4 protein-coding genes and 1 pseudogene are annotated in these 10848 nt (G+C 47.3%); 2 read left to right on the top strand and 3 right to left on the bottom strand.

Annotated features, from left to right (window positions below):
- Positions 1 to 476 precede the first annotated feature (476 nt).
- The 3 genes and pseudogenes from GF404_07555 to GF404_07545 form a co-directional block, all read right to left on the bottom strand.
- On the bottom strand, positions 477 to 4565 hold the full coding sequence (locus tag GF404_07555) for a hypothetical protein (GenBank protein MBD3382035.1): 4089 nt from the start codon (positions 4563 to 4565) through the stop codon (positions 477 to 479).
- Between the two features lie 310 nt (positions 4566 to 4875).
- Positions 4876 to 4953: pseudogene (locus GF404_07550) on the bottom strand (PEP-CTERM sorting domain-containing protein).
- A gap of 920 nt (positions 4954 to 5873) precedes the next feature.
- A complete protein-coding gene (locus GF404_07545; GenBank protein MBD3382034.1) occupies positions 5874 to 6848 on the bottom strand; it encodes an NAD-dependent epimerase/dehydratase family protein in 975 nt (324 codons plus the stop codon).
- A gap of 392 nt (positions 6849 to 7240) precedes the next feature.
- Between GF404_07545 and GF404_07540 the strand changes: the two genes are divergently transcribed.
- Positions 7241 to 9490, top strand: a complete 2250-nt coding sequence (locus tag GF404_07540; protein MBD3382033.1) for a GHKL domain-containing protein — start codon at positions 7241 to 7243, stop codon at positions 9488 to 9490.
- Positions 9477 to 10848, top strand: a 1372-nt coding sequence (locus tag GF404_07535; protein MBD3382032.1) for a response regulator, incomplete at its 3' end; no start/stop codon positions are given. The genes GF404_07540 and GF404_07535, both read left to right, overlap by 14 nt.

Genomic DNA, 10848 nt, shown 5'->3' with positions numbered 1-10848 from the left:
CCTCTCCTGAAATCGACTGCTGATCTCGCTTTCACCCGACTATAGATAATCCTGAAATCAGTAAAAGGTTGCCTTTATGCTCGTCCTGTGTGGTAGAATCTACTGCATCGCTTGACGCTATTTTGTGGTAGAATCTACCACGCCTCTGTTTGGCGAAATCTGGTGTAATCGTAATGCCTTGAAGCACATAGGATTATTGTGGTTTGGATTGTGCTGGTTTCGGTACGATACTTGCATATCATTTAATAGTACTAAATAAGATCACCCGAGGACAGCGGGAAATTTGATACAAGTACGGTCTGTAGATTTGTTTGAGTGATTTGGGCACTTAATCGAGGGGGGCTTTTTTCTGGCTGGGATTTTGGGGCAGACAGGAAAATGACTTGAGCCGGCAGTTATCTGCCGGCTCTATTTTTTGTATTTAAAGCCACCCGGATCTGTGGCCGGTGGTAGTTTACCAATCTTCTCGTTTTGATCTAACAATCGTAATCTCCGTCACCGTCGACATCACCAGGTTCGTTTCCACCGATAAATATAAAGTTAATGATCGCCACAGCATCGCTGATACTGATCTGGTCATCGCAGTTCAGGTCGCCCGAAGCAATGATTTCCGGAACAGGACCGGCGGCAAAGATGTAGTTTACCAGGTAGACCGCATCTGCGACATCGATTTCACGATCGCTGTTGACATCACCTTTCAAGTAAATCCTGAGAAAAATATCAGCGCTGTCATTACCGCAGAAATCTTCCACCGTAACCTGCAATGAATCTGTGCTCGCTGTTGCCGGAGTTGTGCCGGCCAGGGAATCTCCCGTTTGTGTCATCCAGGATGGGAAGTAATTATACGCTACTGTATGCTCGGTGTCATCCGGATCATCGATATCGGGATAATATGTCACATCGAATGAATTGCGCCAGTAAAGAGTGTCCGGCGCATTAATCTGCGGTTCGGCATTGGAGGTGTCGACTGCTATGACGACCTCGAGAGTGTCAGCCAGGTCGCTATCGGAAACAATAATCGTGAACCCGGTATCGACATAGGAACATTCGACATAGCCGTGCAAAGTATCGCCTGTAAGTACACACCAGGACGGGTAATCCAGTATCTCGACAGAAAGCTCTGAACCGTCGCAATCGGGATCGAGATATTCAGCGATATAAACATACTCCTCGGCCGAGGGCTGGACCGAATCGAGTTCGGCCGACATGATCTGCGGGGCGGAGTTAATCCCGACCGGGTTACAGCAGTCATCCAGCGGATGATCTGGGCAGATATCACAGGAGTCACCGTAACCATCGCTGTCACGATCTTCCTGTCCGGGATTGTAGACTGCGACACAGTTATCGCAACCATCCGGCACAGAATCGGCATCCTGATCGAGGTTATCATCAAATCCCGGGCAGATATCGCATCCGTCAGGAACCGAATCGCCGTCGGAATCCAAATTGTCGTCGTAACCGGGACAGATATCACACATATCGCCGACATTATCATCATCGGAATCGATCTGGTCGCCATTGGCCAGCGAGGGGCAGTTGTCACAGCTGTCGGGCATACTGTCACCGTCACCGTCGGCATAATCATCGAAGCCGGGGCAGATATCGCATCCGTCAGGAACCGAATCGCCATCTGTGTCAATGTTGTCGTCGAAACCCTGACAGATATCACAACTATCCGGAACGGAATCGGAATCGCTGTCGGCCAGGTCATCAAATCCGGGGCAGACGTCGCAGCCATCCGGCACAGTGTCATCATCGGAATCGACATTATCGTCATAACCCGGGCAGACATCGCAAACGTCGCCGAAACTGTCCTGATCGGAATCGAGCTGGTCGCTGTTGGCCAGTGACGGGCAGTTGTCGCAACTGTCGGGTATACTGTCGCCGTCACCGTCGGCGAGATCATCGAAACCGGGGCAGATATCGCATCCATCAGGGACTGAGTCGCCATCCGTATCAATATTGTCATCGAATCCCTGGCAGATATCACATCCATCGGGAACAGAATCAGAATCAGTATCAACTAAGTCATCGAAGCCGGGGCAGATGTCGCACCCATCCGGGACAGAATCGCCGTCGGAATCGATATTGTCGTCGTATCCGGGGCAAACATCACAACCATCCGGAACCGCGTCGCTATCGGAATCTATACTGTCGTCGTATCCGGGGCAGACATCGCACAGGTCTCCGTAGCTGTCACCATCGCTGTCATCCTGGTCAGGATTGGAAACAGACGGACAGTTGTCGCACAAGTCTCCGACCAGGTCGAAATCGGCGTCGATTTGATCAGGATTATAAAGATCGGGACAATTATCGGTCTGGCAGGTATTGGCTGGATAGTCCGGGTTGCCGTAGCCGTCACCATCGCTGTCGGTACAGTCATCACAGGCGTCACCCAGCGAATCGCCGTCGAGATCGGATTGTTCAGGATTATAGGTTGCCGGGCAGTTATCGTTGTCATCGCAGACCTGATCCTGGTCGATATCGATACAACCGAACATCTTGGTCAAAAAGATATCCTGGTTGCCCTGGTCTGCCTGGTACTGGTTGACAGTCGGAAAATCCGATGATCTGGTTTCACCAAAGACATAGATTGTGTCCTCGGTATAAGCGGCTATCTCGTAGCCGTCGTCATTTCCACTTCCGCCCAGGTAGGTGCTGTAAACCGGGAAGGAACCGCTATTATTGAGTTTGACAGCAAACGCATCGGAACCTCCCTGCGCGGGTTGCAGGGCACTCACCTGGGGAAAGTCGGCGGACCAGGTTTGACCTGTTATGAATGCGCTGCCGGTGCTGTCGAGATCGAGCCCGTATCCAAAATCGTCGGAGCCTCCACCAAAATAGGTGCCGTAGACAAGGCTGTTTCCTGTTTGCGCGAGCTTGACTATGAAAGCGTCATGATTTCCACCGTGGGTCTGGTATTCATTATAGTATGGAAAATCCGGTGATGATGTGCTTCCTGTTATGTAAGCATTGAAACTGTCATCGACTTCGATATCGTTCCCCCAGTCGAAACTGGAACCTCCCAGGTAGGTCGAGTACTGCAGGCTGTCGCCGAAGTTATCGATTTTTAATGCGACAGCGTCGCGATATTGCTGGTCTCCCTGGTACTGGTTGACTGTTGGGAAATCGGATGAGTTTGTATAGCCGGTGACATAGATATGTCCGGAATCGTCAGTAGCGACGCTGTAAGCGATGTCCGAGGAGGATCCACCCAGGTAAGTGCTGAAGAGTATCGCTGCGCAGGCAGAATCTATCCTGGTGACAAACATATCCGATGAACCCTGGTCGGTCTGGATCGGGTTGACTACCGGATAATTTGTGGAGTAGGTATAACCGGTGATCGTCGCCCGAAAGCTGTCATCGATTGCGATACCATAACCGTATTCATCGAGGTAACCGGAAAGGAAAGTGCTGTAAACAAGGCTGTCGCCGGAGGCAGTCAGCTTGGTGATGATTACATCCGTGCCCGGAACCGAAACATCAAGTGAATTTCTGACCGGGTAATCATCTGATAATGAATATCCACTCAAGTAAATCTCACCGACAGGGTCGAGGTCCACTGATAAACCGAAATCATCGGCGTCACCGCCGATATAAGTACTGAAGATCAAATCGGAGCCATCGGGAGTGAACCTCGAGACAAAGACCTCGACATTGGGAGAAACTCCATATATATCATTTTTGACCGGGAAGTTGTTTGAATAGGTGTAGCCGACCAGAACTGCCGACCCGGAATCATCGAGCGCCATATCGCGACCGTGATCGTCAGCGCTTCCGCCCAGGTAGGTGCTGAAGGTGATCAGAGGATCTATCGTGAGAACCTGATCGGGATCGTAGTCGCTGTTGATATTAAAACCATAAAGATCATTCTCAATCTGCCTGAAACTTACATCTACATCTCTGCGCCTGCCGTTTTCCATCTGGTAGGCCTTCAGTATCACTTCGCTGATTTTGCCCAGTTCAGTCGTGATTAGCAGTTTGCCGTCACTGTCTAGTCGAGTTTCGAGATCACCCTTGTATTCTATCTGGATCAACTCCGGATCAGCCTGTGGTTCAAGAATGAAATCATATTCGAGCAGATTTTCTCTTCCATAATATACAAGATCGATTCCTGGATAAACTTCTGTATATCTGATTTTTTCAAAGGATGGGACATCACGGTACCATTTGGAAGGATCGTTTCCTGTCAGGAAATGCTGTTTGTATCCGGTCTGCGAAATCGCAGTCGGTTGTGCCAATTCCTTGGCGCCGACAAGGTTTACTTCCACAACTTCACGCTGTATATCCCGCGATTTGATCGCTTTTATACCTGAGTCAGGTGACACCTGTGGCACAGAGATCATCTCGTAGTAGACCGCCTGTTCGGTATACCATACGGTGAGCCCGGAAGCTTCTGCCCGGTAGCTCACACGGGGGTCCCATTGCCCGATATTTTTTGTGAAGTTGACCTGTTTGGTCGCAAAAGAGAGATTTAAATCAGATCCTGAAAGCTGTGAATACAAAAATACTAGAAACAAACAGCATAAAACCGTTTGCTGGCGTGAAAGACATAAGCGTGACATCCCTTGCTCCCTGTCCAATGTGTGATTCTATAAGATGTGTAACCAGCAAGAATATCTATTCTGCGGTATCCAATTCGAATATATATGTCGGTGAAGGTATCACCAAACGATTTTTACAAAAAAACAGGGCGCGGAGTAGTACGCCCTGAAATGGTGAGTACTGAAGAGTAAGACCAACCACCTAATCTTGTAAGACAATTATAAATGGTACTGTTAAAATTAAATTATAGTAAAATTAAAATGAAGTTAATTCGCGGCATGAAAAAAGGCAGCCGGGAAAGCTGCCTTTTTTCGAAATCTGACGTTCGCTTTAGCTGTTGCGTCTGCGAATGATACCGGCGCCGGCCAGTCCCAGTCCGAGCAGAATCAGAGTTCCCGGTTCCGGAACAGCGGAGACACCGACGATCATGTCGTTGTGGTCCTTGTTCGGGCCGGTCACATGATCATCGTCGATGAATAGAAGATAATCATAATTGCCCGAGAACTGCAGGCCGTTGAAGTCGTAATTGGTATAACCAATACCGGAGACATCATAGACCCGGAACCACTGGTAATCGTTGCCAGCCGGAAGGCTGAAAGCACGCTGTGAGAAGAGGAAGACATCGTCATCGCCGGCCGGATCAAAATTGTTGTCGTCATCGATGTCGTTAAACAGGTAGAAACCGAAGTCATTACCCAGAGAAACGTTCATAGTAGTACCGGTGGCGACATCATTGGCGGCGCGCTGATCGAAAATATCCATCTGACCAGTACCGTCGGTGAGGTTGGTGTAAACACCGAAAGTGTTTTTTGCCTTATGCGGAGTCATCTCATACAGGAGAGTGAAATCCACACTGGTGTTCTGCATCAACGGCATCAACGAGCTGGTCAGGTCCTCATCGTGGTCGGCCAGAAGATTACCGACATTGAGAGTCGGCAGAGCGAAGGCCTGAGAAGCAAACAGCATCAGCGAGGCGAAAGTGATAAGAAACATGACTTTTTTCATCTAAAAATGCTCCTCAATTGAGAATTTCCTGTTTGTTACTTCAGTTTAATTATGAAACAAAAACCATGCCAACATTATAATATGTTGTCTATCAACGATATACCTCTCAGCCATGTGGGCAGGTCACGCCATAGATGTCGAATTTCTTTACACTGCCTTACTGCGAAACTTTATGTTGATAATGTAATATGTTGTCATGCAACGTCTTATGGTCGGGGTGCGGTGTCGAAGGAATGTACAAATAACATATTGGAATTATGTATCCATTATGAAAGTGGCGGTAGTAGATATATTAGAATGTGATAAACAGTAAAAAATACGTATTATCGGGACTTCTGGCTCTCCGGGAGTTCGATTTTTTCAGCAAGTTTTTCGAGCATATCGGAGGTCATGGCCTCCAGGTCGAATTTCGGATCCCAGCCCCATTCCTCACGGGCAGCTGAATCATCGAGAGAGTTCGGCCATGAGTCGGCGATTTCCTGGCGGACCGGGTCGACTTTGTAGTCAATTTCGAATTCCGGGATATGTTTTTTGATCGCTTCCGCCACCTCAGCCGGCGTGAAATTCATGGCAGTTACGTTGAATGCGTTACGGTGCTTCAGGTTAGCAGGGTCAGCCTCCATCAGGGAAATCATCGCCCCGACCGCATCCGGCATATACATCATATCGAGGTAGGTATCCTGTTCGAGGTAGCAGGTATATTTCCGATGTTTGAGGGCTTCGAAATAGATTTCGACCGCGTAATCAGTGGTGCCGCCTCCCGGTTCGGTTTCATAGGAGATCAAGCCCGGGAAGCGCAACCCGCGGGTATCGAGACCAAAACGGTTGTGATAATAGTCGCACAGCAATTCACCGGTTACTTTTGAGATGCCGTAGATCGTCTGCGGACGCTGGATTGTATCCTGCGGGGTTTTATCTTTCGGGGTGCTGGGACCAAAAGCTCCGATCGAGCTTGGGAAAAACAGCGCGCAGTGGTACTGACGGGCTGCCTCGAGCATATTGTAGAGACCGTCGACGTTGGTTTTCCAGGCCTGGTTGGGTTTGCTTTCGCCGACCGCGGAGAGAATCGAGGCGAGATGGAAGATCGTATCGATCTGGTATATCTGCATGACCCGGGTAATGTGGTGCGGGTCGAGGCAGTCCAGAAACTCGAACGGTCCGGAGTCGCGCAGTTTGGTGTCTGATGGCATACGAATATCGGTGGCGATCACGTTTTCGGCGCCGTATTTTTTCCGCATTTCAAGCGTGAGTTCTGAGCCTATCTGGCCGATCGAACCGGTGATCAGTATTTTTTTCATCGCTATGGCCTCTCTCCCTGTGATTCCATTGAAAATGAAACTCCAAATAATCAGGCGTATTTGCGTGATATGATAAATAACCGGAAACCTTCTGGCAACCTCAAAATGGAAGCCGAGGATGATAAAAAAATCCGCCGGACTTCTAAAACCGGCGGATTTAAGTCTATGAGACACGCTCACTGCGTGCCGAACGGGGTCTTGGGGTGTAAGGTCCCGTTCGCATCTTGGGCGGGTATACCGCCTATTTTACAGTTCAGGCAACTTCCGTCAACAAAAACATTAAAACAATCTCGGGCGATGAAAAATTACTTTTCAGGGGAGATAATTTGCATATATTGTTCAACTGATCAGTCAAAATACACCCGATTTCGACACAATGGACTAATGGTCACATGAGATGTAGTTACTTGATTTTAACAATTCTTATGCTTGTTGCAATTACTGAGTACCCTGCGCAGGCGAGAGAAGAGATCATCGAACTCTCCAGTTCCATCGATCCTGCAATTTTACCATATAAGCTTGTAAACGTTTTTACCGGGGAAAACCAGGCATTTTTTGTAAGTATCGGTCAACCCAATCAAGAGTACATTGGAGTAGTTCAGCAAAACTGGCGCCCAAATCTCTCGGCAATAGTCTTTTACAGTGTTGATAGCATCAGCGTAGAAGCAAGAAAACAATTCAATTTTGATACAGAGGAAATTAAATATTGGCATGCTCATGATTGGGATCGCGATGGCATTCAGGAAGTTGCTGTGACATATGTTAAAAATGATACCGCGTTCGTCGAGATTGTGGACGCCTTAGAATCATTTCGATATAGGAGAGCTTTTGGAGTCTGTGAAGATTTGAATGGTGACGGTTTTTGGGGAGGCACAATAGTAATATGTCATACCCATTACGATTTGAACGGAGATGGCTATTCTGAGCTTATGTTGCTTCTGGGCTCCGGTTACGACCTATATCCCCGGAGACTATACTGCCTCGATTGGATGACAGATTCTATACTCTGGCATTTTGATTATGCCGGAAATGCACCAAATCGTGGACCAAACAGAATTGTTTCACCTGACCAGTCAGATACTTCTTTCGTGTTTTCCTGCTCCGCCTTAAGTAATGGATATGAGGTGAATTCTATGAAGGATTCGGAGGGTTACTTAATCAGCATAGATTCAAGGGGAAATTTAAAGTGGTTAACCACAATCGCAAATGGTTTCGCCCCGTCTGTGTGTATCGAGGTTGATTTTGATACTGATTCGATTATGGATATCCTTGCTATTAATAGCATTATAAAGGATGACAATTCTTTTTTATCAAAGCTTATGGTTTATGACATACATGGTGAAGCCAGGGATAGTTTTAGTTATGACTATCAGGTCTTAAACACCGGTAAGATAAATTACAAAGGTGAGGAAGTAATTTATGTCTGTTTGTCAAACGGGGGTCTGAAACTATACAGTTTGCAATTTGAACTTCTGGCCCATGTTAATTTTGATACTAATGTAAATAAAATTAGAAAAGCACGGCTAACCGGCAGTGAAAAAGAGCAATTTGTTGTTTTTTTAAACGGCGCATTTTTACATATATTGTCCGAAGACTTTGAGCCCCTTGCGCTCATTTCAAACCTCCGATCCTTTGATAGGCCTGTTTACCTGAATGAGAAACACTCCGTTCCCGGATTACTGATAAATAGATTAGATGGTCGCTGGGCTATTAATGTAATGAAGAAAAATCCATGGAACGCAATTTTTTCGCGAAAGCCGATTCTGGCTTTTTTGGCGGCGTTTATACCATTGGTCCTGAGTTTGGGAATTATCGGTTACGCCTTTTACAGCCGTGCTAAAATCAGCAGAAAAAACCAGATTATCGAAAAACAGAGGCAAAAACTCGATTCCTCCTTGAATGAGTTGAAGGAAACCCAGGACAAGCTGATAGCCTCGGAAAAATACCGCCAGGCCAAAGGAATCGCAGGCGGTGTGACTCATGAAATCCGTAACTCACTCTACCCGGCTATGAGCGCTCTGGAGAAACTCGCGCTGCGACTCGAAGACCCCACCGACGATGATCCCGACCGTAACCGCAAACTCCTTCATATGGCACAACGGGCTGTCGAGAGGGCCAACTCAATGACTGAACTGGTACGCCAGTATTCCCGTCTTGAAAGCGAGAAAAAAGGGGATATCATAGATTTGGAAGAAGTTGTCCAGCAGGTAGTCAGTGAAAATCAGGATAGAATCGACAATGACGAAGTGAAAGTTGCGCTTGACTTTAATGGCACTTTGCCGATCAGGGCAAATCGTCTTCACCTGTACAGTCTTTTCAATAACCTGCTTTTGAATTCTCTGGATGCTCTCGAAGAGCGTGAATCAAAACAGATCTCGATTTCGTTGTCAACGGAGTACGGCAGGCTGAAAATCTCGTTTGAAGACAGCGGTAGCGGTATCGATGAAGATGATTTAGATAAGGTCTACGATACCTTTTTCAGTACCAAGCCGAACTCAGGAACAGGATTGGGACTTAGTACAGTCAAGAAAATTGTGGATTTGTACGAAGGTAACATTCGAGTTGAATCACAACTGGGAAGAGGCACATCGTTTTATATAGATTTTCCCAACCCTGAGCGAGGAGTGAATGGAGACGAATGAGAAGCCGGTTATAGCGGTCGTCGACGATGACGAGCTGATGCGTGAAGCGCATTACGAGACTTTTATCGATGACTACGAGGTCAAAACATTTGCGAGCGGGCCGGAGATACTCGAGGCGTTAGGCAGTGGTGTAGTTTTCAATGCCGTTATCATGGATATTAAGATGGCGAAGATGGATGGTCTGAAGACGGCGTCCGAAATCCAAAAATCCGACGGCGATCTGCCGATCATATTCTGTACCGGTTATCCGGGTGATTACTCCGAGCGTGATATCGACTCGGCGCTCAAACCATTCGAGTACATGATTAAAACCGAACGCCCGGTCAAGCTCCAGCGCGCAGTGCGCAACGCGGTCGCCATGAACCTGTTGAAGAAAGGAAAGGGCGATTTAGTGAAAATCGCCAGGGATAATTACAAGATGATTGGGCGCTCCCGGGCGATGGTTAAAATCTATGAGACAATTGAAAAAATTGCACAGACCGAGGCCAAGGTGATGGTCCTGGGACCAACCGGTACCGGCAAGGAACTGGTGGCCAGAGCAATTCATCGACAGAGTAATCGTGTCGATAAAAGACTGGTAATCTTCAACTGCAACCACAAATCACCTGACCTGGTTGAATCTGAGCTGTTTGGCCACATAAAGGGCGCATTCACAGGGGCGATTGCCGATAGAATTGGGTCTTTTGAGTATGCTGATGGTGGTACTTTGTTTTTGGACGAAGTCGGTGATCTTGATATTACAACTCAAGCTAAAATTTTGCGCGTGCTGGAAAGTGGCGAATTCAGCCGGATCGGTTCAAATGATGTCATAAACACTGATGTGCGCTTAATATGCGCCACAAATTGTGATCTGCAGGCAATGATCTCAAAAGGTAAGTTCAGGCAGGACTTGTATTATCGCTTGAAGCAGATTGTAATAAATCTGCCACCATTGTCGGAGCGCACTGAAGATATCCCGGAATTAGTCCACTATTTTATCGAACGACTGCATATCGAAAAAGGCTATCCATATAAAGTCTTCGAATCGCGCGCTCTTGATCTACTGTGTCAGCATTCATGGCCGGGCAATGTCCGCGATCTATTTAACGCGGTCGAAGGCATGGTATCGCTGACATCTTCTTCTCTGGTAACTGCTGAAGATGTTGCGGGTATTCTGGAAGGCGACGACACTGGTAGTCAGTATATCGATATGCATGGTTTGAGTCTGGCCGAAAGAATTCGGAAATACGAAGCAAGTCTGATAGGTCAGACGCTGGCACAGACAAACTACAACATCTCAGCCGCTTCAAGGATGTTAAAAACAGACCGTAACAATCTACGTAAAAAGATTAAGTCCCTCGGAATCGAAATCGAACCAT

This window comes from Candidatus Zixiibacteriota bacterium (genome assembly GCA_014728145.1).
Lineage (GTDB): Bacteria > Zixibacteria > MSB-5A5 > JAABVY01 > JAABVY01 > WJMC01.
The sequence above is the reverse complement of the archived record's forward strand: the minus strand, read 5'-3'. Positions and strand labels throughout refer to the sequence as shown.

Bases quoted from the DNA above. Each gene is read 5' to 3' on its own strand.
- GF404_07540 (MBD3382033.1), top strand. From the start codon at position 7,241: ATGAGATGTAGTTACTTGATTTTAACAATTCTTATGCTTGTTGCAATT.
- GF404_07545 (MBD3382034.1), bottom strand. From the start codon at position 6,848: ATGAAAAAAATACTGATCACCGGTTCGATCGGCCAGATAGGCTCAGAA.
- GF404_07555 (MBD3382035.1), bottom strand. From the start codon at position 4,565: ATGTCACGCTTATGTCTTTCACGCCAGCAAACGGTTTTATGCTGTTTG.